The following is a 22,680-nucleotide window of genomic DNA, read 5'->3' on the forward strand; positions in this document are numbered from 1 at the left end:
CCCGGTGTACGGGTCATCGTCGCGCCAGATCGGCCAGTACCTCCCGCGCGGCACGCGTACCCGACGCCAGGGCGCCTTGCACCGATCCCGTCGCCCGGTGGTCCCCGCACACGTACCGGTCCGCGGCGAATCGGGTCGTGCGGCTCAGCGGCCAGGGCGGCGCCATCGCGGGCAGCGCGTGCTTCACGGTGTACGTGGCGATCGGCGTCCAGGCGCTCGTGTCGGTGCCGTACAGCTCGGCCAGGCGCCCGCGCACCGCCTCGTGCCTGCCCGGCGGATCGCCGTCGAGCACCGAGGTCGACACCAGGGCGGTACCCGGCGGGGCGTAGGTGGGTGTGACCTCGGTGAGCACACAGGTGTTCAGGACGGCCAGGCTGCTGTCCACCAGGAGCGTCGGTTCGGCCAGCGGCGAGGTGTCGGTCGCGTGGTAGTAGGTCGTCACCGTGCGCCCGTCCGGGACCGGGAGGCCCGGCAGCAGGCGAGCGGCCGTCGGTCCGTCCGTGGCCACGACGACCGTGGGAGCCGGTCGTTCGCTGCCGTCCTCGAGGAGCACGCCAAAGTCGGTCACCGCGGCCACGGGTGTGCCGAGCCGGAGCGTGCCGTCCGGCAGACAGGCGGCGAGCTGGGCGGGCACCGCGCCGATGCCCTCGGCGGGCAGGCAGAGCGTGCCCCGCACCATGCTGCGCCAGACCAGGTGGAAGAAGCGGGCGGAGGTCTCCAGTTCGTCCTCGAGAAACACTCCGGACAGGAACGGCCTCAGCAGGTCCTCGACCGCGCGCGGTGAGAGCCCGGCGCGGATGAGCGCGGCCGAGGTGGTGCGGTCGGGCCGGCTCTTGAGGGTGCCGGCGGGGAGCAGTGCATCGCGTGCGGTGAGGGCGGCGAGCGCCGTGAGGTCGCGTGCCGAGAGGACCCGCCCGGGCAGCAGGCTCGCGGCCTCCCCCGGGCGTCTGGTGGGATCGGTGATCCGCATCTGTCCCCGGGACGTCCGGGCAATCAGCCCAGGGGTGAACGGCCGAAGACGCAGCCGGCGCAGTGCCAGGCGCCTCTTCACCTGCGGGTAGGCGGTGTTGAAGACCTGGAAGCCCCGGTCCAGCAGAAAGCCGTCCTTGCGGTCCGTACGCATGCGGCCGCCCACGCCGTCGGACGCCTCGAGCAGTTCGACGCGCAGTCCGGACCTGCTCAGGTCGAGCGCGCAGACGATGCCTGCCGGACCGGCACCCACCACGAGGGCGTCGGGCGGCGGACGCTGCTGATCGGTCATCACCATCTCCTTCACCGTTCCGCGGCGGACACGGAACCTGGATGCCCCTCAGCCGACCACGAACCGGGCGCCGATGCGAGGAGCCTTGACGGACGCCGTCCCCCTTTGTGACGCAACCACCGGCGCGGGCACCCGGTCACGACGGCCTCCAGGGCGGTCGGTGCTTCGGCGAGTCCCGACGGTCAGGGTGCACCCGGGCACCGCGGGCCCGCCGGATCACTACGGGCTCCGCGCACGGCCCGCTCCATGAGCGGCACGGCCCGGTCCTTCGGCGAGGGTGAGGCACTCAAGCCGGTCAGGTGGTGAATTGCCGAGTGGAATCGCGCCTGTTCGTCCATGCCGGCATGAAGGCGGATGCCACCGGCACCGGCGAAGGCGGGCGGCTTCACCCCGTGGTCGGCGCAGACGCGCGAGCGACCCCGGCGTACGCTTCGCTCAGCACGGATGGGGGCGGAACACATGACGGCCGAGGTAGCGCGCAGGTGGGGGTCGACCCTCGATTCTGTGGTGGTGTACGAGCGGGGTGCGCTGTGCCGCCGCCTGGCCCGGGGAAGTGTGCCGCCGGACGGGAGGGTACGGGTGACGGGGCTGCCCCGCACCCTGGACCCGGGCTCGCTGCGGGCCCGCGTACTGGGCGCCCCCGGGGTGCGGGTCAGCGAGGCCCGGGTGGAGGTCGGGGCCGAGCCGTGCGGCACGTCCGCGCCCGACACGTTGCGACACCGAGTCGAGCAGTTGCGTGACGAGCAGGCGGCGGCGCGGCGGCGCCGGGACCATCTGCTGGGCCTGATCGAGGAGATCAGGGCTCTGCGCCCGGTCCCGCCGCCCCGCAGGCGGGAGGACCCGCACCGTCGTACGCCTGTCGACGCCTGGCTGGAACTCGCCGGCTTCGTGGACGAACGGCTGACGGGACTGCACGCCCGCCTCGTCGACGCGGAGGAGGCGCTGCGCCGGGTCGGGCACGAGCTGGACATCGCCGCGGACAGACTCGCCCGCGCCTCCACCGACGCACCGTCGGCGCACGTGGAGACCACGGTCTCGGCCTTCCTGGTCGTCGACACCTCCGGCGCCGGTGCCCCGGAAGCCGCCGCCGAAGTGAAGCTTGAACTGGAGTACGGGGTGCCCGGTGCCGTCTGGGTACCGGCCTACCGTCTCGCCTTCCGTCAGGGCGACAGCAGCGCCCGGCTCGTCCTGCGTGCCTCGGTCGCACAGCGCACCGGCGAGGACTGGACCGGTGTGTCCATCGCCCTGGCCACCGCCGACCTGCGGCGCAGCACCGACCTGCCGAAGCTCCGCTCGATCCGGATCGGACGCCGTCAGCCCGCCCCCGCGCCCTCCGGCTGGCGTGAGCCCCCGGCGGGTCTCGCCGATCTGTTCACCGGGTACGACACGGCAGGGCCTTCCCCCGCCACGACCGCCGGGCCCCCTGCTGCCACGGGCGGCCCCGTCCCGCCGCAGGCCTACGGCGGGCCTCCGCCCCCGGTGCCGGGCGGTGCGCCGGAGCTCGCCGTCGGCGGTGTACCCGCCCCCGCGCCCCCGGTACAGGCGCGCACGGGCACCAGGATGCGCTCCGGTGGCGGGCCTTTCGCGGCTCCCGCCGCCATGGCACCCGCGGCTCCCGGCGCAGCCGCACCGGCGCCACCGTCCCCCGCACCGGCCACCGGTCCGCCGCAGCCGAGCGGCGCCGAACTCGACTACGCCGCCCTCGTCCTGTCCGGCCCAGACGAACACGGCGGTCGGAGGGGCCGGCTGTTCCCCCGTTCCCCCTTCGACCCCGTGACGGCCGAGTACCGCCGCCGCGCCGAGTCGGTGGCCGCGCTCCCGCTGCCGGGGCACGCCGTGCGGCCCCGCGCGTCGGCGGGTTCCTTCGACCACCGCTTCGACACCGCCGCCCGCGCCGACATTCCGTCGGACGGCACCTGGCACACCGTCACCGTCGGCGAGATCCCGGTCGGTCTGCGCACCGAGTACCTCTGCACGCCGTCCGTGGAGCAGACCGTGTACGCCACGTCGGTGCTGTCCAACGCCACCGGCCAGGCTCTGCTCGCCGGCCCGGTGGAGGTCACCGTGGACGACGACTTCCTGCTGACCGGAGCACTGCCCACGCTCGCTCCCGGGGGCGTCTGCCGGGTCGGGCTCGGACCGGCCGAGGGCATCCAGGTCACCCGTCGTGCGCACCTGCGTGAGTCCACCTCGGGGCTGCGCAACACGACCACCGTGCTCGACCACCGTGTCCACGTGGAGCTGGCCAACCGCCTGGCGATGCCCATCACCCTCGAGGTCCACGAGCGGGTGCCCGTCACCTCCGAGCCGGACGTCCGGATCGAGGAACGGGCCGACTGGACAGCACCCGAGGACGGCCCGGGGCCCGATCGTCATGCCCCGGGCACCCGCATCTGGCGGGTGGACCTGCCCGCCGCCGGCTCCGTCGCGCTCGACGGCGGCTACGAGATCCGCATACCGGCAGGCAAGGCCCTCGCCGGCGGCAACCGCAGGAGCTGACACACCATGACCACGGCCCCGAAGCCGATCGCCCTGCCCGTCACCGCCGTCACCTGCCTGGAGGATCGCGCCCACGTCGAGCGGGCCGTCGTCCTCGACCTGGAGGCGGGGGTCCAGCGGCTGCGTCTCGGGCCGGTCAGTGCGACGGCCGTCGACCGTACGCTCCACGCCGAGCTGACCGCCGATCACCCGGCGACCGTGCTCGACGTGCGGATGGTCCGCAGCTGGACGCCTCGCGGACCGCTGCCGCACACCGATGACGACTCCGCCCTGCGCCGGCGCGTACGCGCGCTGGAGGGGGAACGGGTCGCACGGGAACAGCAGCGCGACCGGCTGCACACCCGTCGGGACCTCCTCGGCCGCCTCGCCGCCGATCTGCTGCGGGAGATGGGCGAGGGTGCGGGCTGCGGAGAGACCGACGGGCCGCGCTGGGCCCGTGAACTGGACCGGGTGGACGACGAACGCGACTCGTGCGGTGAGCAACTCCGCACGGCGGAGGCCCGGCTGGCGGCTCTGGCCGAGGAACTCCGGGAGGCCGAGCGGGCCATGTGCGTGTCCGAGGAGGAGCCTGCCGAACTGGTCGGCCATGTCGAACTGACCGTGGAAACGGCGGTTGCCGGGCCGGTCGGGCTGCGGCTGAGCCACCTCACCCCGTGCGCGCTGTGGAGGCCCGCCTACCGGGCCGTGCTCGACGGGGACTCCCTGACGCTGGAGACCGACGCGATGGTCTGGCAGCGTACCGGCGAGGACTGGTCGGACGTGCGGCTGACGTTGTCGACGGCACGCTCGGCGCTCGCGACCGATCCGCCGAGCCTGGGCGAGGACCGGCTGACGCTCACGGACCGCTCCGTCGCGGAGCGCCGCACGGTGGACGTCGAGGTGCGCGAGGAGGAGATCGGAACGCTCGGACCGGCCCCGGTGCTCGGCCTGCCAGGGGTGGACGACGGCGGTGAGGCGCGGGTGTTGCGGGCGCCGGCGCCGGTCTCGGTGCCCAGTGACGGCACCGCGCACCGTGTGCCGCTGTCCGCCTTCACCACGGCCGCACGCAGTGAGTACGCCTGTTCACCCGAGCTGTCTCCCCTGGTCACCCGGGTGGTGCGGTTCGACGGGCCGGGGGGCCACGCACTGCTCGCCGGACCCGTGGACCTGGTCCGCGACAGCGGGTTCAGCGGCCGCGGCACGCTGGACTTCACCGCCCCCGGCGCCCCCGTCGAGCTCGCCTTCGGCAGCTGCGACGACCACCGGGTGGTACGGCACGCCGAGGAGTCACGCGACTCCGCCGGGATCACCCAGCGGACCGTCATCACCCGCACGGTCCGACTGCACCTGTCCCGGTTCAGTGCCCCCGCGGAACAGGGCGACCGCGTGGTCGCCCTTCGGGAGCGGCTCCCGGTCTCCGAGGTCTCGGCCGTGGACGTACGTCTGCGCAGGGAATCCTGTTCCCCTGCGCCCGACGCGGTCGACGCCGAGGGCATCGCCCGCTGGGACGTGACCCTCCCGCCCAACGGCCGACGCACGGTCACCCTGGTCTACGAGCTGTCCGCGGGCGCCAGGGTCACCGGGCTCTGAGCTCGACGGCACCGCCGAGTCCCGCACGGCGTCGTGCGGGACGGCGGTGGTTCCGCCCACCCCCGGAGGGCGCAACCACCCGACCCATGATCAACATATGAGAAGAACCGTCTCACTATGTGGTGAAGCGTTTGACATTAGATAAGCTTATGGTCAATAAAGGTGATGCTTTGGCCATTTATTCACGTCCTGTCACCCGAGGACTGTGAGGGCCGCTCCGCCTAGACGAATGAGTGCTGCCGTGCCCCGCTCCTCCCCCGACCGCGCGTCCGCCGATCCGGCGGAGGAATGGGACGCCTGGCGTGCCGAGCGCCACCGTGCGCTCACGTCCCCTACGGGCAACCTCGCCCTGGTCGAAACCCGCTGGGCTCCGGCGGGCGAGATCCCGAACGCGGCGGACGCCGGCGCGGACCGGCCTGACACCGTGACCGTCACCACGCTCCAGCGCACCGAGCTGGTCAGCGGCGAGCTCGAGCACGGCCTGCGCTTCTGGGACGCGGACGCGCCCGCCGTCCGCCGCTTCGACCGGGTGGACGCCTTCCCCTACGACCCCGCCTGGGTCCTGGAAGCCTCCTACACGCCCGTCCCCGGCGCCCGGCGCATCGCCTTCGAGCACATCAGGGACAACGGCGGCAGCCGCGACCTGGTCGTCCCCGGCGACATCACGCTCACCGTCGACGGCCGCGCGTACACGCTCAGCGCCTTCGACGACGACGGCACCCTGCTGCTCGTCTTCGGCGACCCGACCAACGGAGACAGCACCTACGCGGCCGGCCGCTTCCTCTTCGTGCGGCGCACGGACGACGAGAGCCGGGTCGTCCTCGACTTCAACCGGGCCTTCGTGCCGCCCTGCGGATTCTCCGATCAGTACAACTGTCCGATGCCGCCGCGGCAGAACCGCTTCCACCTGCCCGTCGAGGCCGGCGAGAAGCTCCCCGTCCTCCGCGACGGCTTCGACGCCCAGCACTGATCAACCCCGCAGCTCCCCGCACCGAAAGAGCCTCATCCCATGCGCACCAAGAAGAACGTCCTGTACGGCACCGCCTCCGCCGCCGCTCTCGCCCTGACCCTGTCCGCCTGCGGCGGCTCCGGCGGCTCGAGCGCCTCGGGCGGCACCTGGGACAAGGACGCGGTCGTCAACATCGGCTCCCTCTACGAGCCGCAGAACCTGGACAACACCGCAGGCGGCGGCCAGGGCGTGACCGAGGCGCTCAACGGCAATGTCTACGAGGGTCTGTTCAGGCTCACCGACGACGGCAAGGTCGACAATCTCCTCGCCGAGGACTACGAGACCAGCGCGGACGGCCTCACGTACACCTTCACGCTGCGCGATGGCGTGACGTTCCACAGCGGCAAGGAACTCACCGGTGAGGACGTCAAGTACAGCCTGGAGAAGGTGATCGCGGACGATTCCCAGTCCGCCCGCAAGAGCAATCTCGAGGTCGTCCAGGACATCTCCACCCCCGACGCGCGGACCGTGAGGATCACGCTGTCCAAGAAGTCGATCTCCTTCGTCTACAACCTCTCCTACGTCTGGATCATCAACTCCCAGGCGAAGAACCTGAAGACGACCGAGGACGGAACCGGCCCGTACACCCTGAACAAGTGGACCCGCGGTTCCGCGCTCAGCCTGAACCGCTTCGCCGGCTACTGGGGCGACGCCGCCGCGAACAAGCAGGTCGTCTTCCACTACTACAAGGACGCCACGGCGCTGAACAACGCGCTGCTGACCAACGCCGTCGACGTGGTCACCAGTGAGCAGTCGCCCGACGCCCTGGAGCAGTTCAAGAGCAACGGCGACTACAAGGTGAACGACGGCGACTCCACCACCAAGCTGCTGCTGGCGTTCAACGACAAGGCCAAGCCCTTCACCGACGTCAAGGTGCGCCGGGCCGTGTCCGCCGCCATCGACGACAAGAAGCTCCTGGAGTCCGTCTGGGGCGGCTACGGCAAGGAGATCGGGTCGATGGTGCCGCCCAGCGACCCGTGGTACGAGGACCTCACCGACGTCGACGCCTACGACGTGACGAAGGCCAAGGAGCTCCTCGCCGAGGCCGGTTACGCCAAGGGCTTCGGCTTCACCCTCGACACCCCCAACTACGACCCGCACCCGACGGCCGCGACCTTCATCAGGTCCCAGCTCGCCAAGGTCGGCATCACGGTCGAGATCAACACGATCACGCCGGACGAGTGGTACACGAAGGTCTACAAGAACCACGACTTCACGGCCACCCTCCAGGAGCACGTCAACGACCGCGACCTGGTCTGGTACGGCAACCCCGACTTCTACTGGGGCTACGACAACCCGCAGGTCACCAAGTGGGTGGAGCAGGCCGAAGAAGCCTCCGACGCCGCCGCTCAGACCGAGCTGCTGAAGAAGGTCAACCGGCAGACCGCCGAGGACGCCGCCAGCGACTGGCTGTACCTCTACCCGCAGATCGTCGTCGCGAACGACAAACTGTCCGGCTACCCGCTCAACGGTCTGAACTCGCAGTTCTTCGCCTACGACATCCAGAAGAAGGGCTGATGGCGCGCTATCTGCTGCGTCGGCTCGCGTTCCTCGCGGTGTCGCTGGCCCTGGCGAGCGTGGTGCTGTTCGTGCTGCTGCGCATGCTGCCCGGTGACCCGGCCAACGCGCTCACCGCGGTCGGCGCCGGCCCCGAGCAGATAGCGGCCGCCCGCCATGCCATCGGTTCCGACCGGCCGCTGCCCGAGCAGTTCGTCCACTGGCTCGGGCAGCTGGCGAGCGGCGACCTCGGCACCTCGTTCGTCAGCTCGCTGCCGGTGGCCCCCGAGGTCGGCGCCCGGCTGAACGTCACCGTGCCGCTCACCCTGGCCGCGTTCGTCCTCGCCGTCCTGGTGGCCGTACCGGCCGGGTTCGTGTCCGCGTACAAACGGCACACCTGGTACGGCGCGCTGCTCAGCGGCGTGTCCCAGCTGGGCATCGCGATACCCGTCTTCTGGCTCGGCATGATCCTCATCGCGGTGTTCGCGCTGAACGCGGGCTGGCTGCCCTCCGGCGGTTTCCCGCAGGACGGCTGGTCCGACCCCGTCGAGGCGTTCCGCGCCCTGGTCCTGCCGGTCGTGACCATCGCCCTGGTGATGAGCGCCTCCCTGATCCGCTACGTCCGCTCCGCCACCCTCGACGTGCTCGGCAGCGACTACCTGCGGACGGCGCGCGCCCTCGGCTCGTCCTTCGGGCGCGCCATGTGGCGGCACGGTCTGCGCAACGCCTCCGTGCCGGTGATCTCCATCCTCGGCATCGAGCTCGCCTCGACGCTGCTCGGCGCCGTCGTCGTGGAGTCGGTGTACGCGCTTCCGGGCCTCGGCTCCATGCTCGCCACCGGCATCGCGCAGCACGACTACCCGGTCATCCAGGGCGTGCTGTTCGTGTCCACCCTCGCGGTGCTGGTGATCGGCTTCGTGGCCGACCTGGTCCAGCGGATCATCGACCCGCGGCTGCGCGGGCGACTCTCGGGAGGTGCCCGATGACCGGGACGGACCTGCTCGTCCCCACGAAGCTCCCCACCGAGCCTCCCACTCCCACGAAGCGGCGCTCCGCCACCCTCGTGGTCGGCTGCCTACTCGCCGGTCTGATCGCGTTGCCGGCCGTGGTGTCTTTCTTCTGGCTGCCCTACGACGCCGAGGACACCTCCGGCGGCCGGCTCGCCGGGCCCGGCGGCGGCCATCCGCTCGGCACCGACAAGCTCGGGCGCGACCTGTTCACGCAGGTGATGACCGGCTCCCGCATCGCCGTCGAGGCGGGGCTCGGGTCGGTGTTCATCGCCGCCGTCATCGGGGTCACCCTGGGCGTGCTCGCGGCGTTCGCGCAGGGCTGGCTCGACGACACCCTCTCGGCGTTCCTCGACATCCTCATCGCCTTTCCGACGCTGCTCCTGGCGATGCTCATCGTCGCCGCGCGGTCGGCGACGCTCGGCTCGGCGGTCCTGGCGATCGGCCTGGCGCAGAGCGCGGTCGTGGCGCGGCTGGTGCGCGTCCTGGTCAAGCGGGTCCTGGCCCAGGACTACATCACCGCCGCCCGTACCTCCGGCACCTCCTGGCCGCGTACGGTCCTCTCCCACGTGCTGCCCAACATCTGGCCCACGCTGGTGGTCAACCTCGCCCTGCAGTTCGGGCTCGCCGTGCTCGCCGAGGCCGGGCTGTCGTACCTGGGGCTCGGAGCGCCGCCGCCCAACGCCTCCTGGGGCCGCATGCTCCAGGAGGCCCAGGCCACCTTCACCACGGCGCCGGCCGGTGCGCTCGCGCCCGGCATCCTGCTCGTACTGCTCGTCATCGGTGTGAACCTCATCGCCGACGGCCTGCGCGACACCCTCGACCCGGCCACCCGGCGGAGGCGCACGTGACTCTCCTCGACGTACACGGGCTGTCCGTCCGCGCCCCCGACGGACGGACCCTGGTCGACGACCTGTCCTTCACGGTGGCCGGTGGTGAACGGCTGGGCATCATCGGTGAATCCGGCTCCGGCAAGTCCCTGACGACGCTCGCGGTGCTCGGCCTGCTGCCCGACGGCATGACCTCGGCCGGCAGCGTGGAACTGGCCGGGACGCAGACGGTGGGCGCGTCCGAGAAGCGGCTCGCCGCCGTCCGCGGGCGGGACGCGGCCGTCGTCTTCCAGGAACCGCTGACCGCACTGGACCCGCTGATGCGGCTGGGCCGCCAGATCGCCGAGCCGCTGGCCCGCCGCACCGGCCTCAGGGGCACACACCTGCGCGGGGCCGTACACGAGGCCCTCGAACAGGTACGGCTGCCCGAGCCCGACCGCATCTCCCGCGCCTTCGCGCACGAGATCTCCGGCGGACAGCGCCAGCGCGTCGCCCTCGCGATGGCGCTGGCCTGCGAGCCGAAGCTGCTCATCGCCGACGAGCCCACCACCGCCCTGGACGTGTCCGTACAGGCGGAGATGCTGGAGCTGATCGACGGCCTGGTCCGGGAACGGGAGATGGCCGTGCTGTTCGTCAGCCACGACCTCGCCGTCGTGTCCAGGGTCACCGACCGGGTGCTGGTCATGAAGGACGGCCGGGCCGTCGAGCAGGGCGCGGTCCACGAGATCGTGCGCGCGCCACGCGAGGAGTACACCAGGGCCCTGGTCGCCAGTGCCCGGAAGCTGGAGTCCGCCCTGGACCTGAGGAGCCCGCGATGACCCCCGTGCTGGAGCTGAAGGACGCCGCGGTCCGCTACCGGGGGACGTCGGCCGACGTCGTGCGGGACGTGTCCCTCGCCGTCGAGGCGGGCGAGAGCCTCGCGCTGGTCGGCGAGTCCGGCGCGGGCAAGACGACGCTCCTGCGCCTGCTGCTCGGCCTCGCCCGCCCCACGGCGGGAAGCGTACGTTTCGACGGGGCCGACCTGAATCCGCGCGACCGCGAGCAGATGCGCCGGTTCCGGCGCGGCGTGCAGTGCGTCTTCCAGGACCCGTACTCCTCGCTCGACCCGAGCCGCCGGGTCGGGTCGATCGTCGCGGAGCCGTTGCGCTCCCTGGGCCTCGACACGCGTGCCACGGCGGCCCCCAAGGTGGCGGCGGCGCTGGAGCGCGTCGGACTCCGGGCGGACGCCGTCGACCGCTACCCGCACGAGTTCTCCGGCGGACAGCGCCAGCGCATCGCCATCGCCCGCGCCACGGTCTGCGATCCCCGCGTGCTGCTGGCCGACGAGCCGGTCAGCGCGCTGGACGTCACCACCCGGGTGAAGGTCGTCGACCTGCTGGCCGAACTGAAGCAGGAGCGGGGGCTGACTCTCGTGATGGTCTCCCACGACCTCTCGGTCGTGGCCTCCCTGTGCGAACGCACCGCCGTGCTGGAGCGCGGCCTGGTCGTCGAGCAGGGAATGACCTCCCAGGTGCTCGGTGATCCGGCGCACGTGTACACCCGCCGGCTGATCGACAGCGTGCCGCGGCTGCCCGTCTGAGGCCGGGTCACCGGGCGGCAGAACGCACGGCGTGGTCCCCGGAGCCCGAGGGTGAGCGGGCGGGCGGCAGCCGAGAGTGGCCGAGGGCCGGATGTGGGGCCCGGTGCGCCATCGCAGCGAGGTCCCGGGGGTCCGGTAGGGACTCCCAGGAGGTCGGGCTCAGATATCGTGTCCCGATATCGATAGCCGTAGCAGTGCCTCGCGCACCAGAGGAGCGAGCCCATGTCGAACCCCCCGAATTCCGCGGGTCTTCCGGACCAGCTCCGGCGGCGTCTTGGGGTGTCGGATGCCGTGATGATCGGTCTGGGGTCGATGATCGGTGCGGGGATCTTCGCCGCACTGGCGCCCGCCGCCCGGGCCGCCGGCTCGGGGCTGCTGATCGGACTGGCGGTGGCGGCCGTCGTGGCGTACTGCAACGCGACGTCCTCCGCCCGGCTGGCCGCCCTCTACCCGGCGTCCGGTGGCACCTACGTCTACGGTCGCGAGCGGCTGGGCGAGTTCTGGGGATATCTGGCCGGGTGGGCGTTCGTGGTGGGCAAGACCGCCTCGTGCGCGGCGATGGCGCTGACCGTCGGTTCGTACGTCTGGCCGGGCCAGGCACACGCTGTGGCCGTTGCCGCGGTGGTGGCGCTGACCGCGGTGAATTACACGGGCGTGCAGAAGTCAGCACTGCTGACCCGGATCGTGGTGGCCGTGGTCCTGGCGGTGCTCGCCGCCGTGGTCGTCAGCGTGTCGGTTTCCGGTGCCGCGGACGCGGGCCGGCTGAACGTCGGCTCCGACGCCACCTTCGGCGGGGTGCTGCAGGCGTCGGGCCTGCTGTTCTTCGCGTTCGCCGGCTACGCCCGCATTGCGACGCTCGGCGAGGAGGTCCGCCATCCCGCCCGCACCATCCCCCGGGCCATCCCGATCGCCCTGGGAATCACCCTCGCCGTCTACGCGGCCGTGGCGGTCTCGGTCCTGTCGGTGCTGGGTCCGCAGCAACTGGCCGATTCCGAGGCACCGTTGGCGGACGCCGCCCGGGCCGCGGGGGCGGAGTGGCTGGTGCCGGTGGTACGCGTCGGTGCCCCGATCGCCGCGCTCGGCTCGCTGCTCGCGCTGATCCTCGGTGTTTCCCGCACCACCTTGGCCATGGCCCGCGACCGCCACCTTCCGCACACGCTGGCCGCCGTCCACCCCAGGTTCCAGGTCCCGCACCGGGCCGAGCTGGTCGTCGGCGCCGTGGTCGCCGTGGTGGCGGCGACGGCGGACCTGCGCGGAGCGATCGGCTTCTCCTCGTTCGGCGTGCTGGCCTACTACGCCGTCGCCAACGCCTCCGCCTGGACCCTGACCCCCGCCGAAGGACGCCCGGCTCGGATCATCCCGCTCGCCGGTCTGGCCGGCTGCCTCGCCCTGGCCTTCGCCCTTCCACCGGCCTCGGCCATCACGGGCGCCGCGGTGCTCGCCGCAGGCGCGGCCGTCTACGGAGTGCGTCGCGCGCTCACGATCCATCGGACGTAGCCGCACCGCCGCTGCTCATCGCCCGGAGGACGCGGGGCCATGCGAGGCCGCCCGGCCTCGGCTTACGGAGCCTCGTCCCCGAGAACCTCGCGGGCCAGTTCCCTGAGGGCCCGGCGGTCTACGGCCAGGGCCTCCTCACCGGCCTCGGTCGCCGCGTACACACGGCGGGTCCGGCCGTCGACCACCTGCTGCTCGGAGATGAGCAGCCCGTCCGCCTCCAGCCGGTGCAGGGTCGGATAGAGGGTGCCGGGGCTGATGTTGTAGCCGTGCCGGGCGAGTTCCTCGGTCATCCAGGCGCCGTGGATCTCCTGTTCCGCGGCGTGGTGGAGGATGTGCAGCCGCACCGCTGCCCGCTGGAACTCCCGCACTCCGGGCACCTCCTCGAGCGATGTCACGAAGCCGATATCGGCGTCCGATTCTACGCCGGTCCGCATGGGACGTACGCACGCCCGGCCACCGGTTCGCCATGGAACCGACGCCATGCCGACGGCCGCGACCAGGATGCTCCGGGTCGCATCAGATCGGCGGGTCCGTCTGCGGCCCGTCCGCCTCCGGCTCGGCGCTGTCGAGTTCCGCCACGCCCTTCTCCCATCGCCGACGGCGCTCCTCCGTGGACTGCTCCCACCAAGGAGTGCCGCGCTCCCCGAGTGCGACCTTCGCGACGTGCACCCGCTCCCGGGCCCTGCGCTCCGCTGCCGCGTCGGCGGCCCGGCGCGCGGCGGACACCGCGCGCCGGGCCGCCATGAGGTGATGCCGTAGACGGGAGGAGACGCCGGGGGGAATCTCCGGATCCGTCGCACGCCATCGGCGGTGATTCACGACGACGTATCGACCGTCCGGGGTCCGCTCAGGGCCGGCGGGAGAGTTCATCGCACCGATGCTGCCCCACGCGAAGGCGGACATGGTCAGGACACGCGGCAGGCTACCGGGGCCGGGTCCTCACACCGGTGAAGCGATCCAGCGGGAAGGTCGGTCGCGTTGCGCATGACCTGCCCGAGTGGGCGACGGACCCGTGCGGCTGCGCCGGCCGTCGGGTGCGGTGTACCTGGTCGAGGTCGGCCCATGATGGCTCATCGCATCGGTGATCGCGAGCAGGACCGAGGATTGCGGGGCGGCTGCTTCGCCGGGGCGGAGCAGCGAGGACAGGAGTGCCCGGCACTGCGTCGAACCTGCGACTCAGCCGCTCGGGCACCCGCGACGGCCGTGCCGGGACCTCTACGTCGTCCTGCGGGACGTACAGACCGGGTGGGTGTGTCGCTCGGCCGGGGCGGCCGGTCATGAGGATGCGGGCGCGGTCCGGCTCAGGCGTGCGCCGAGGGTGGCGGCGAAGTCCTCGGCGCGGGCCAGCTGGATCCGGAGCTTGTCGACCTGCTCGGTGGCGACCTGCTCGTATGCGCGCACGCGGTCCAGAAGAACCTCGCGCACGTCGGCGTCGAGGCCGGGCTCGTTGTCGAGGCGGTCGGTGGCGTCCAGGAGTTCGCGCATCTGGTCGAGGGTGAAGCCGAGGGGCTTCATGCGGCGGATGACCATGAGCCGCTGAACGTCGGTCTCGGTGTAGAGGCGGAAGCCGCCCTGGGAACGGGCGGACGGGATGACCAGGCCGGTCTCCTCGTAGTGACGGATGGTGCGCAGGGACAGTTCGGTCCGCGCAGCGACCTCGCCGATCTGCATGTGCTTGCCGTCCACGCCCCTGGCCCTTCTCGTCGAGGCGGGCCGCGTCTCGTACGACCCACCTATCCCTACCCTAACGTTAGGGTAGGGTCGCTGGTGGCGAGGGCGGCCCGGCTGCCCTTCGATGCCGTGCCGGGGCCGATGGCGCCCCCGGCGAAGAGACGATTCCTGCAGGAGCGTGCGCGACCCCATGACGCCGTCGGCCGTCGCCTGCCCGCCGTGACCTTCGCCCCTGGATGCGAGCTGCCCGGCCGCCCACCCGGCCCTGCCTCCGTCCTCCCCCTTTGACTCCCGGCCCGCCCTGCGGGCCGTCCGCAGGATGCCGGCCCGGCCCCTGCGCGCCCTACCCGCACGCCCCGTCCCGACAGTGGGGTGTGCCCGAGCACGACAGGTACCCACCCCCTTGTCCTCCTCCGTAGTGACTCCCGCCGCGTGGCTGCGTGTTCTGCGCCCCGACTGGCTGAACGACCCGAAGGTCTGGCGCACCGAGATCCTGGCCGGTCTGGTCGTCGCCCTGGCCCTGATCCCCGAAGCGATCTCGTTCTCGATCATCGCCGGAGTCGACCCCGCGATCGGTCTGTTCGCCTCCTTCACCATGGCCGTGGTCGTCTCGATCGTCGGCGGCCGCCGCGCGATGATCTCCGCCGCCACCGGCGCCGTCGCCCTCGTGATCGCGCCGCTGAACCGCGAACACGGCCTGGGCCATCTGATCGCCGCCGTCATCCTGGCCGGTGTCATCCAGGTCGGGCTCGGCGCCCTCGGGGTGGCGAAGCTGATGCGGTTCGTGCCGCGATCGGTGATGGTCGGATTCGTCAACGCTCTCGCCATCCTGATCTTCATGGCCCAGGTGCCGGAGATGCACGACGTGCCGTGGGCCGTGTACCCACTGATCATGGGCGGCCTCGTCCTGATGGTGTTCTTCCCGAAGGTCACCAACGTGATCCCGGCCCCTCTGGTCTCCATCGTCATCCTGACCGTCATCACGCTCGCCGCCGGCATCGCCGTGCCGACCGTGGGCGACAAGGGCGAACTGCCCTCCTCGCTGCCGGTACCCGGCCTCCCCGACGTGCCGTTCACCGTGGACACCCTGACCACCATCGCCCCCTACGCCCTCGCGATGGCGCTGGTCGGCCTCATGGAGTCACTGATGACCGCCAAGCTGGTCGACGACATCACCGACACCCACTCGTCCAAGACCCGCGAGTCCATCGGCCAGGGCATCGCCAATATCGTCACGGGCTTCTTCGGCGGCATGGGCGGCTGCGCCATGATCGGCCAGACCATGATCAACGTGAAGGTCTCCGGCGCCCGCACCCGCCTGTCCACCTTCCTGGCCGGCGCGTTCCTGATGGTCTTGTGCATCGCCTTCGGCCCGGTCGTCTCCGATATCCCGATGGCTGCCCTCGTCGCCGTCATGGTGATGGTGTCGTTCGCGACATTCGACTGGCACTCCATCGCCCCCAAGACCTTGAAGCGGATGCCGGCCGGCGAGATCGCCGTGATGGTCATCACCGTGATCTGCGTGGTCGCCACCGACAACCTCGCTGTCGGCGTCGTCGTCGGCTCCATCACCGCGATGGTCATCTTCGCGAAGCGCGTCGCCCACCTCGCCGACGTCACCGCCGTCACCGACCCCGACGGCACAACCGTGGTGTACTCCGTGACGGGTGAGCTGTTCTTCGCCTCCTCCAACGACCTCGTCGGCCGGTTCGACTACGCCACCGACCCGGACAAGGTCGTCATCGACCTGTCCGCCGCCCACGTCTGGGACGCCTCCTCGGTCGCCGCTCTTGACGCCGTCGAGACGAAGTACGCCCAGCGCGGCAAGACAGTGGAGATCACCGGCCTGAACGACCCCAGCGCTCACCTCCACGGCAAGCTCACCGGCGAACTCACCAACCACTGAGACCAGTTCCGCGCAACATGAAAGGGAGGTCCCTGCCTCCACGCCTGGTGTGGTCCCTCACCCGGACCCAGGGCTCCCAGGTGGACCACCACGCCTCCGACGCCCGTCGCAGCGCCGCTCGAACGAGAACATCAGCGGCCTGCTCCGTCAGTAGCTCCCCAAGGGCACCCACAGCCACGAGCACCTCGACTCGCCGCCGAACTCAGAACCACTCAGCGAATCCAGCGGTTCGGCCTTCTGGCCCCGATCACAGCGGGATGGTTCTACGATCTCGATCCATGATGACTCCCGACTGCTACGCGTGCGGCAAGGAAGCGCAGTTCGACGAACTTCCACCACGCGAGTGCGTCGTATCCGACCAGCACTGGCGGGTGGCCCATAGCTTCAACACTGCGGTGCCGGGGTGGCTGGTGCTGCTGCCTCGGCGCCATGTCACGGCCGTCCACGACCTCACCGATGCCGAGGCCACTGCCCTGGGGGCCTGGCAGGTCAGGCTCTCCCGGGCTCTCCGCAGCGTGACTGGTTGCGTCAAGACCTATGTCGTCCAATTCGCCGAAGCCGAGGGCTTCGCTCACGTGCACTTCCACATCGTGCCGCGGATGGCAGATCTCCCTCCCGAGCAACGCGGGCCAGGCGTCTTCGAGTTGCTTCGCCGCCCGGAATCAGGACGAGTGACGGCCGACCAGGCGGACCGTACGGCCCGCCTTCTCCGCGTCCGGCTTCGAGAGGGCCGGCGGGACTGACCAGCGGCCGGTCCCGCCGACACCGTCCCACTCAAGCCGGTCCCCACTGACCGACGCGATCCGGTCGACCAGCTCCGGTGAGACAGGACACGGGCCCTCTGCCGCGCGTCATGCGCGGCTCCGAGCCAGAGCGTTGTACGCGGCCGAGGCGTCCAGCAGCGGTGGAGCCACCGAATGAGGCCGCTCCCGCTGCCGGGCGGCAGCGGGAATGGGTGACCGCGAAGCGCACCGTCGCGGGCCGCCCCGGCCCCCTGGAGACCGGGTCTCCTGACGGCCCTCCGCAACCGCTCTTGACCTGGAGCGCACTCCAGATACGAGCATGGGCAGCATGAACACCACAGACCCTCAGATCGTCCTCGGGACCATGGACTTCGGTACACGCGTCGACCCCGACCGGGCCTTCGCGGTCCTCGACTCCTTCGTCGCCGGCGGCGGTGTCTGGCTCGACACCGCGAACTGCTACTCGTTCTGGACCGACCCCAGTGGCGTCGGCGGCGCCAGCGAGCGCGTCATCGGCGCGTGGCTCAAGGCGCGCCCGGGCGCGCGCGACGCGGTGCGGATCGCGACGAAGGTCCGGCACAACCCGCTCGTTCCGCACTCCCATCCGAAAGGCGCCGAAGGACTCTCCGCCGGCGCCGTGCACGCCGGTGTGAAGGGGAGCCTGGAACGTCTGGGCGTCGATCACATCGACATGCTCTGGGCCCACGCCGAGGACCGCACGGTGCCGCTGGGCGAAACGGTCGGCGCCTTCGGTGAACTGGTCGCGAAGGGGGTGGCCTTGCGGGTCGGGGCGGCGAACCATGCCGCCTGGCGCGTCGAGCGCGCCCGGTCACTCGCGCGGGAGCAGCACGTGGAACCGTGGACGGCCCTGCAACTGCGCCACTCACTCGTCCAGCCGCGCCCGCTCACCCCCGTCGCGGAGACCGGCCACCGTATGCTCACCGCGGAGGACTTGGACCTCGCACGCTCGGAGGGGCTCGCCGTGTGGTCGTACACCTCACTGATGTGGGGTTCGTACACGCGCGCGGACAAGCCGCTTCCGCACACTTATGATCACCCCGGGACGGCCCAGGTGCTCGCGGTCCTCGACGACGTCGCCGGCGAGCTCTCGACCACAAGGAACCAGGTCGTACTGGCATGGCTGATGCGCCACGGCATCGATCCCATCGTCGGCGCGAGCCGGGTGGAGCAGATCGAGCAGGCACTCGCCGCACGCCATGTTCGGCTCAGCGACGAGCACATGGCGCGCTTCGCCGAGGCGCGGTAGCGGCAGTCACCGAACGAGCCCCGTGACCACCCTCACCCCGGCGAGGGCCGCCGACCGCACCGGTGTCTCCATCGACACGTTGCGCCGCTACGAGCGCGAAGGGCTGACCGGCCCGATCCGGCGCTCCGCGGGCGGGTCACGAACCGGACCGGTGATCGTCCGGCGGCGTGGGGCGTGTCAGGCGTGGTCGTGAAGAGTGACATGGTAACCGTCGGGGTCGGCGAAGGTGAATGTCCGACCGAAAGGGCCGTCCACCGGTGCGGAGACGATGGTGTGACCGTCGGCGACGAGAGCATCGTGAATGGCCTGGACGTCTGTGGCGTGGAGCCAGATCGCGGCACCGATGCCGGGCTGGGCCACGGATGCGAGGTCGGTGCCGGGAACGACGTCGCGGAGTGCGAACGCGATCGGCTTCGTCTCGAAGACGACGGCGTGCGGAGGTCCGGCCTGCGAGCGGACCAGGCCGAGGTACTGCTCGTAGAACGCCTGCGAGGCGTCGAGGTCGCGCGCTTGGAGCGAGATGAAGTCGGGGCCGGTGGCGGGCACGATGATGCTCCTTCATTCGTGTCAGTTTTCTGACATGGGCAATCTATGTCAGAATTCTGACATGAGTCAAAACGGTGTCGGCGTCGACCTGGAGACGTCACTGGGTTACCTGCTGAAAGAGGCGTCGAGCGCGCTCCGCGCAGCCATGGAGGCGGTGCTGCGGCCGCTCGGGATGAGCGTGACGCACTACTCCTGCCTGGAGCTGCTGGCTCAGCGACCGGGCTTGTCGAACTCCGAGCTCGCGCGGGGCGCATTCGTGACACGGCAGTCGATGAACGTGCTGCTCCAGGCCCTGGAACGGGAGGGCTACGTGACCAGGCCTGCGGAGGCACCCGTCGGAAGGGTCCTTCCCACGCGGCTCACGCCTCGGGGCCGACGGAGCCTGGAGGAGGCGACCGTGGCGGTTCGGTCCGTCGAGGTCAGGATGCTGGCCGGCCTGACCGAGGCCGAGCAGTCGGGCGCGCTCCGGATCCTGCAGAGCATGATCCATTCCCTGCGTGACGGCGACGACGGCGCATAGCTCGTTCCCGGCGCACGTCTCGCCGCGCCCCGACAGGAGTGCAGCAAAGCATGAAGAACCGTGTCGGCGACCTCGAAGACCGACAGACCCCGACCGCACCCTCTTCTGCGATGAGCCGATGAGCCCCTTTCCAGCCACCGTCGGCTCCCGCGCGCCGGTGGTGCGCGGATGGCGGGCATGGAGCTCGGACCGGGCGCCGGATCCCTCCCCCTCCTCCGCATGCCTGCTGGTGCTGTGACGTTTGCGGCCATCGTTTCGCTTGGTTGCGGGGAGGGAGCAGGAACGGCTCCCTCCCGGGTGCCCGTGCGGGGCCCGGAGTGAACGAAACGTGGGGGGCTGCAGTGGATTCGATCGGGGATAAGAGACATGTCCTGTCGGCCCATCAGATGCGCGGGGGCGTGGCCGAGTTCATCAGGAGGGTGACCATACGGAACCGGTTGCCGCTGGATTACTCGGTAGCGAGTCTGCGGGTGGTGGACCGCATCACCGACGGACTGCGCGCTGCGGGGCCGGAGCAGGGGAACGTGGCGCGTGAGCTGTTCTGGCTGGGCTCCTACGTGGGTGAGGTGTTCGTACGGCGGGCCGGCGCCGAGTGGGTGAACTTCGACCGTGCGCAGCAGGAGCTCTTCGGCCAGTTGGTAGGTATCCGCATGCCCGACGGCCGGGTCTGGAATCCGATCGGAAAGGTGGTCAAGCGATTTTCGATCGGACCGGCGGAGTCCGCGCAGCAGATGTACTTCCAACTGCACGGACGCGTACCGGTGGAGGCCGCCCGCTGAGCCGGCCTGGCGAGCCCGTGCGGTCGGCGCTTCGCCGGTGCGTGTGCTGCGCTCGCTCCGCTCCCCGGCGCGGCAGCGCGGTGGACGCGGATGGGCATCCCCGTCCACGTCGTCGATCGGCGACGAGCGCCCGTGGTCCCGAGCCCCCTACGACGGGGTGAAGCAGGTGATCGACATCAGCGGCCTCACCGGTGGAGGCCCGCTGTCCGTGGGCGCCAGGGCAAGGTCCAGGTACGTCCCCGAGTGCGCGGCCCGTGACTCGTCCGGCCGGCGCGGTGGTCCGTCTCTTTCACCCCGCTCACGGAGATCGGCCGGAAATGACGACAGAGGTTGTCGGGTTAGGAGGTGATCATGGTGTGAAGCAGCCCACGTCGACGACGAACGCGGGCCAGAAACGCGCAGACAGATAAGGGAACTCCATGGGACTCATGTCCGACACACCGGCTCCGGACCTCCAGGGGAAGATCGCGCTGGTCGCGGGTGCGACGCGGGGAGCCGGACGAGCCATCGCCGTCCAGCTGGGCGCGGCGGGTGCGACGGTCTACGTCACCGGCCGTACGACTCGGGAACGCCGATCGGAGTACAACCGGTCCGAGACGATCGAGGACACCGCGGAGCTGGTCACCAAGGCGGGCGGGACCGGGATCGCCGTGCCCACCGACCACCTGGTGCCCGAGCAGGTCCGTGCGCTGGCCGAGCGCGTCGACGCCGAGCAGGGGCGGCTCGACGTGCTGGTCAACGATGTCTGGGGCGGTGAGCGGCTGTTCGAGTTCGACAAGAAGGTGTGGGAGCACGATCTCGACAAAGGACTGCGGCTGATGCGGCTCGGCGTGGACACCCATGCGATCTCCAGCCACTTCCTGCTGCCGCTGCTGGTGCGTCAGCCCGGCGGGCTCGTGGTGGAGATGACCGACGGGACCTCCGCGTACAACGGCAGCCGCTACCGCAATTCGTACTTCTACGACCTGGTCAAGAACAGTGTGCTGCGCATGGGGTTCGTGCTCGCGCACGAGCTGAAGTCGTACGGCGGAACGGCGGTGACGCTCACGCCGGGCTGGATGCGTTCGGAGATGATGCTCGAGACGCTCGGCGTCACGGAGGAGACCTGGCGCGACGCGCTGACCGAGGTGCCGCACTTCTGCATCTCGGAGAGCCCTTCGTACGTGGGACGCGCGGTCGCGGCGCTGGCGGGCGACGCGGATGTCGCGCGCTGGAACGGCCAGTCGGTGTCCAGCGGGCAGCTCGCGCAGGAGTACGGCTTCACCGACCTCGACGGCTCGCGCCCCGACTGCTGGCGCTATCTGGTCGAGGTGGAGGAGGCGGGCAAGCCCGCCGACGCGTCCGGCTACCGGTGACGGGCGCCCTTTCCGGGCCGGGTCGCTGAAGGCGGTCGGTGGTTCACCCGCCCGGACGATGCGCCCCGCGCCGCGGAGCGGACGCACAGGCGCGGGAGCGGGCTCCCGGGCCCTGGGACACACGCGAGTGGCCGCCTCCCCCGGGGGCCGGGGCAGCGAGGTCGGCAGCATGACTGCCCGGTACCCCTTGTGACGGAGGGATACCGGGCAGCGGGCGTGCGCCGGACGCGATCAGGAACCGGACGCCGGATCCAGCGTCGCGGCGATCACCAGATACCCGATCCCCGGGCTGGCCGCCGCGCGACGCATGAGGCCGATGTACTGGTCGACCGGCTCCGGCCCGTCGATCCGGGCCAGTTCGTCGCGCCGGGCCTCGACCGCATCGGCCATGATCACCCCGGTCCGGACGACCTTGTCGCTGATGTCACGGATGTCGATGTCGACGAACCCGTTCGCGGCGAGCAGTCCGTTGTACTCGTCGGCGGTGGCGTAGGCACTCACGTGGTACGAGGCGCAGATCTCGTCGAGAACCGCGCGGGCCTCGGGACCCACCGGCGGGCGCTCGACGGTGTCGGCGATCACCAGCCGCCCGCCGGGGCGCAGTACCCTGGCCGTCTCGGCGAGCGCCCGGCCCCGGTCCGGCACATGGAGCAGGGACTCGACCGCCCAGGCGCCGTCGAACGAGTCGTCGCCGAACGGCAGTTCCCTCACGTCAGCGTTCCGGAAGGTGGTCAGGTCCGACCGGCCCGCCTCGGCGGCGCGGCCGGTGGCCTGCTTCACCTCGACGTCACTGATCGCGATGCCGGTGACATGCGTGTTCCTGGCCTCGACGAGCTGGAGAGCGGGTTTGCCGACACCGCAACCGATGTCGAGCACGGCGGCGCCGGGCGCGGGGTCGAGCATGCTGATCAGCAGGTCGGTGAGCCGGGCCGTGGCGACCTCGACCGCGCTGTCGTCGGCGTCGTTCTCCCAGTAGCCATAGTGCAGATTCTCGCCCCAGGCGATATTGAGAACCTGGCCGAGGCCCTCGTAGAAACTCGCGACATTGTCGACGCCGGACATCTCGGCAGCCATCTCGATCTCCTTGTCGTGTCTGCGACACCTTGACCCCGGACACTCGGCCGGACCACCGACGGGGCCGCCAG

General features: G+C 71.1%; 21 protein-coding genes and 1 pseudogene. 16 read left to right on the plus strand and 6 right to left on the minus strand.

Features of this window, described 5'->3' with window-relative positions; all coding sequences use genetic code 11:
• Window positions 1-13: 13 nt before the first annotated feature.
• Window positions 14-1,261 (minus strand): NAD(P)/FAD-dependent oxidoreductase, encoded by a 1,248-nt coding sequence (locus AB0F38_RS13810; RefSeq protein ID WP_361891423.1) that lies wholly within the window; start codon window positions 1,259-1,261, stop codon window positions 14-16.
• Window positions 1,262-1,720: 459 nt separating this feature from the next.
• Between AB0F38_RS13810 and AB0F38_RS13815 the strand changes: the two genes are divergently transcribed.
• The 9 genes from AB0F38_RS13815 (at window position 1,721) to AB0F38_RS13855 (ending at window position 12,748) form a co-directional block, all read left to right on the plus strand.
• Window positions 1,721-3,760, plus strand: a complete 2,040-nt coding sequence (locus tag AB0F38_RS13815) for a DUF4139 domain-containing protein (protein WP_361891425.1) — start codon at window positions 1,721-1,723, stop codon at window positions 3,758-3,760.
• Between the two features lie 6 nt (window positions 3,761-3,766).
• Window positions 3,767-5,329, plus strand: coding sequence for a mucoidy inhibitor MuiA family protein (locus AB0F38_RS13820; protein WP_361891428.1), 1,563 nt, complete (start codon window positions 3,767-3,769; stop codon window positions 5,327-5,329).
• A gap of 229 nt (window positions 5,330-5,558) precedes the next feature.
• Window positions 5,559-6,299 (plus strand): DUF1684 domain-containing protein, encoded by a 741-nt coding sequence (locus tag AB0F38_RS13825; protein WP_361891431.1) that lies wholly within the window; start codon window positions 5,559-5,561, stop codon window positions 6,297-6,299.
• Window positions 6,300-6,338: 39 nt separating this feature from the next.
• Window positions 6,339-7,856, plus strand: a complete 1,518-nt coding sequence (locus tag AB0F38_RS13830) for an ABC transporter substrate-binding protein (RefSeq protein ID WP_361891434.1) — start codon at window positions 6,339-6,341, stop codon at window positions 7,854-7,856.
• On the plus strand, window positions 7,856-8,821 hold the full coding sequence (locus AB0F38_RS13835; protein WP_361891436.1) for an ABC transporter permease: 966 nt from the start codon (window positions 7,856-7,858) through the stop codon (window positions 8,819-8,821). Before AB0F38_RS13830 ends, AB0F38_RS13835 begins: the two co-directional genes overlap by 1 nt.
• Complete coding sequence (locus AB0F38_RS13840; RefSeq protein ID WP_361891438.1) at window positions 8,818-9,693, plus strand: ABC transporter permease; 876 nt, start codon at window positions 8,818-8,820, stop codon at window positions 9,691-9,693. The genes AB0F38_RS13835 and AB0F38_RS13840 overlap by 4 nt, the downstream gene beginning before the upstream one ends.
• Window positions 9,690-10,490: an ABC transporter ATP-binding protein gene (locus tag AB0F38_RS13845; protein ID WP_361891440.1), complete on the plus strand. Its 801-nt coding sequence runs from the start codon at window positions 9,690-9,692 to the stop codon at window positions 10,488-10,490. Before AB0F38_RS13840 ends, AB0F38_RS13845 begins: the two co-directional genes overlap by 4 nt.
• Window positions 10,487-11,251, plus strand: coding sequence for an ABC transporter ATP-binding protein (locus AB0F38_RS13850; protein ID WP_361891442.1), 765 nt, complete (start codon window positions 10,487-10,489; stop codon window positions 11,249-11,251). Before AB0F38_RS13845 ends, AB0F38_RS13850 begins: the two co-directional genes overlap by 4 nt.
• 222 nt (window positions 11,252-11,473) lie before the next feature.
• A complete protein-coding gene (locus tag AB0F38_RS13855; protein ID WP_361891445.1) occupies window positions 11,474-12,748 on the plus strand; it encodes an APC family permease in 1,275 nt (424 codons plus the stop codon).
• Window positions 12,749-12,810: 62 nt separating this feature from the next.
• Here AB0F38_RS13855 and AB0F38_RS13860 read toward each other — a convergent pair whose 3' ends face one another.
• The 3 genes from AB0F38_RS13860 to AB0F38_RS13870 all read right to left on the minus strand — a co-directional run bounded on the left by AB0F38_RS13860 (window position 12,811) and on the right by AB0F38_RS13870 (window position 14,434).
• Window positions 12,811-13,116, minus strand: coding sequence for a PadR family transcriptional regulator (locus AB0F38_RS13860; RefSeq protein ID WP_361891547.1), 306 nt, complete (start codon window positions 13,114-13,116; stop codon window positions 12,811-12,813).
• 148 nt (window positions 13,117-13,264) lie between these two features.
• On the minus strand, window positions 13,265-13,618 hold the full coding sequence (locus tag AB0F38_RS13865) for a hypothetical protein (RefSeq protein ID WP_361891448.1): 354 nt from the start codon (window positions 13,616-13,618) through the stop codon (window positions 13,265-13,267).
• Between the two features lie 405 nt (window positions 13,619-14,023).
• On the minus strand, window positions 14,024-14,434 hold the full coding sequence (locus tag AB0F38_RS13870) for a MerR family transcriptional regulator (RefSeq protein ID WP_361891450.1): 411 nt from the start codon (window positions 14,432-14,434) through the stop codon (window positions 14,024-14,026).
• A 388-nt stretch (window positions 14,435-14,822) separates the two neighbouring features.
• Between AB0F38_RS13870 and AB0F38_RS13875 the strand changes: the two genes are divergently transcribed.
• The 4 genes and pseudogenes from AB0F38_RS13875 to AB0F38_RS13890 all read left to right on the plus strand — a co-directional run.
• Window positions 14,823-16,325 (plus strand): SulP family inorganic anion transporter, encoded by a 1,503-nt coding sequence (locus AB0F38_RS13875; RefSeq protein ID WP_361891453.1) that lies wholly within the window; start codon window positions 14,823-14,825, stop codon window positions 16,323-16,325.
• A 278-nt stretch (window positions 16,326-16,603) separates the two neighbouring features.
• The gene (locus AB0F38_RS13880) at window positions 16,604-17,068 is read left to right on the plus strand and encodes an HIT family protein (protein ID WP_361891455.1); all 465 of its coding nucleotides are present in this window, start codon (window positions 16,604-16,606) and stop codon (window positions 17,066-17,068) included.
• A gap of 328 nt (window positions 17,069-17,396) precedes the next feature.
• Window positions 17,397-18,335 carry an aldo/keto reductase gene (locus AB0F38_RS13885; protein WP_361891457.1) on the plus strand — a complete coding sequence of 313 codons (939 nt, stop codon included), beginning with the start codon at window positions 17,397-17,399 and terminating at the stop codon, window positions 18,333-18,335.
• A 22-nt stretch (window positions 18,336-18,357) separates the two neighbouring features.
• A pseudogene (locus AB0F38_RS13890) lies at window positions 18,358-18,477 on the plus strand (MerR family DNA-binding transcriptional regulator); the annotation flags it as partial.
• A gap of 35 nt (window positions 18,478-18,512) precedes the next feature.
• Here the strand turns inward: AB0F38_RS13890 and AB0F38_RS13895 are convergent.
• A complete protein-coding gene (locus tag AB0F38_RS13895; RefSeq protein ID WP_361891460.1) occupies window positions 18,513-18,881 on the minus strand; it encodes a VOC family protein in 369 nt (122 codons plus the stop codon).
• 61 nt (window positions 18,882-18,942) lie between these two features.
• Between AB0F38_RS13895 and AB0F38_RS13900 the strand changes: the two genes are divergently transcribed.
• The 3 genes from AB0F38_RS13900 (at window position 18,943) to AB0F38_RS13910 (ending at window position 21,535) form a co-directional block, all read left to right on the plus strand.
• Window positions 18,943-19,401 carry a MarR family transcriptional regulator gene (locus tag AB0F38_RS13900; RefSeq protein WP_361891463.1) on the plus strand — a complete coding sequence of 153 codons (459 nt, stop codon included), beginning with the start codon at window positions 18,943-18,945 and terminating at the stop codon, window positions 19,399-19,401.
• Between the two features lie 419 nt (window positions 19,402-19,820).
• Window positions 19,821-20,180 (plus strand): hypothetical protein, encoded by a 360-nt coding sequence (locus AB0F38_RS13905; RefSeq protein WP_361891466.1) that lies wholly within the window; start codon window positions 19,821-19,823, stop codon window positions 20,178-20,180.
• A gap of 419 nt (window positions 20,181-20,599) precedes the next feature.
• Window positions 20,600-21,535, plus strand: a complete 936-nt coding sequence (locus AB0F38_RS13910; RefSeq protein WP_361891469.1) for an SDR family oxidoreductase — start codon at window positions 20,600-20,602, stop codon at window positions 21,533-21,535.
• Between the two features lie 231 nt (window positions 21,536-21,766).
• Here AB0F38_RS13910 and AB0F38_RS13915 read toward each other — a convergent pair whose 3' ends face one another.
• Window positions 21,767-22,609, minus strand: coding sequence for a methyltransferase domain-containing protein (locus AB0F38_RS13915; RefSeq protein WP_361891472.1), 843 nt, complete (start codon window positions 22,607-22,609; stop codon window positions 21,767-21,769).
• Between the last annotated feature and the right edge of the window lie 71 nt (window positions 22,610-22,680).

The organism is Streptomyces sp. NPDC025273 (assembly GCF_040638585.1).
Lineage (GTDB): Bacteria > Actinomycetota > Actinomycetes > Streptomycetales > Streptomycetaceae > Streptomyces > Streptomyces cinereorectus.

Excerpts from the sequence above, each read along its gene's own strand:
- AB0F38_RS13810 (WP_361891423.1), bottom strand. The coding sequence starts at position 1,261 with ATGACCGATCAGCAGCGTCCGCCGCCCGACGCCCTCGTGGTGGGTGCC.
- AB0F38_RS13815 (WP_361891425.1), top strand. The coding sequence starts at position 1,721 with ATGACGGCCGAGGTAGCGCGCAGGTGGGGGTCGACCCTCGATTCTGTG.
- AB0F38_RS13820 (WP_361891428.1), top strand. The coding sequence starts at position 3,767 with ATGACCACGGCCCCGAAGCCGATCGCCCTGCCCGTCACCGCCGTCACC.
- AB0F38_RS13825 (WP_361891431.1), top strand. The coding sequence starts at position 5,559 with ATGAGTGCTGCCGTGCCCCGCTCCTCCCCCGACCGCGCGTCCGCCGAT.
- AB0F38_RS13830 (WP_361891434.1), top strand. The coding sequence starts at position 6,339 with ATGCGCACCAAGAAGAACGTCCTGTACGGCACCGCCTCCGCCGCCGCT.
- AB0F38_RS13835 (WP_361891436.1), top strand. The coding sequence starts at position 7,856 with ATGGCGCGCTATCTGCTGCGTCGGCTCGCGTTCCTCGCGGTGTCGCTG.
- AB0F38_RS13840 (WP_361891438.1), top strand. The coding sequence starts at position 8,818 with ATGACCGGGACGGACCTGCTCGTCCCCACGAAGCTCCCCACCGAGCCT.
- AB0F38_RS13850 (WP_361891442.1), top strand. The coding sequence starts at position 10,487 with ATGACCCCCGTGCTGGAGCTGAAGGACGCCGCGGTCCGCTACCGGGGG.
- AB0F38_RS13855 (WP_361891445.1), top strand. The coding sequence starts at position 11,474 with ATGTCGAACCCCCCGAATTCCGCGGGTCTTCCGGACCAGCTCCGGCGG.
- AB0F38_RS13865 (WP_361891448.1), bottom strand. The coding sequence starts at position 13,618 with ATGAACTCTCCCGCCGGCCCTGAGCGGACCCCGGACGGTCGATACGTC.
- AB0F38_RS13880 (WP_361891455.1), top strand. The coding sequence starts at position 16,604 with ATGATGACTCCCGACTGCTACGCGTGCGGCAAGGAAGCGCAGTTCGAC.
- AB0F38_RS13885 (WP_361891457.1), top strand. The coding sequence starts at position 17,397 with ATGAACACCACAGACCCTCAGATCGTCCTCGGGACCATGGACTTCGGT.
- AB0F38_RS13900 (WP_361891463.1), top strand. The coding sequence starts at position 18,943 with ATGAGTCAAAACGGTGTCGGCGTCGACCTGGAGACGTCACTGGGTTAC.
- AB0F38_RS13910 (WP_361891469.1), top strand. The coding sequence starts at position 20,600 with ATGGGACTCATGTCCGACACACCGGCTCCGGACCTCCAGGGGAAGATC.
- AB0F38_RS13915 (WP_361891472.1), bottom strand. The coding sequence starts at position 22,609 with ATGGCTGCCGAGATGTCCGGCGTCGACAATGTCGCGAGTTTCTACGAG.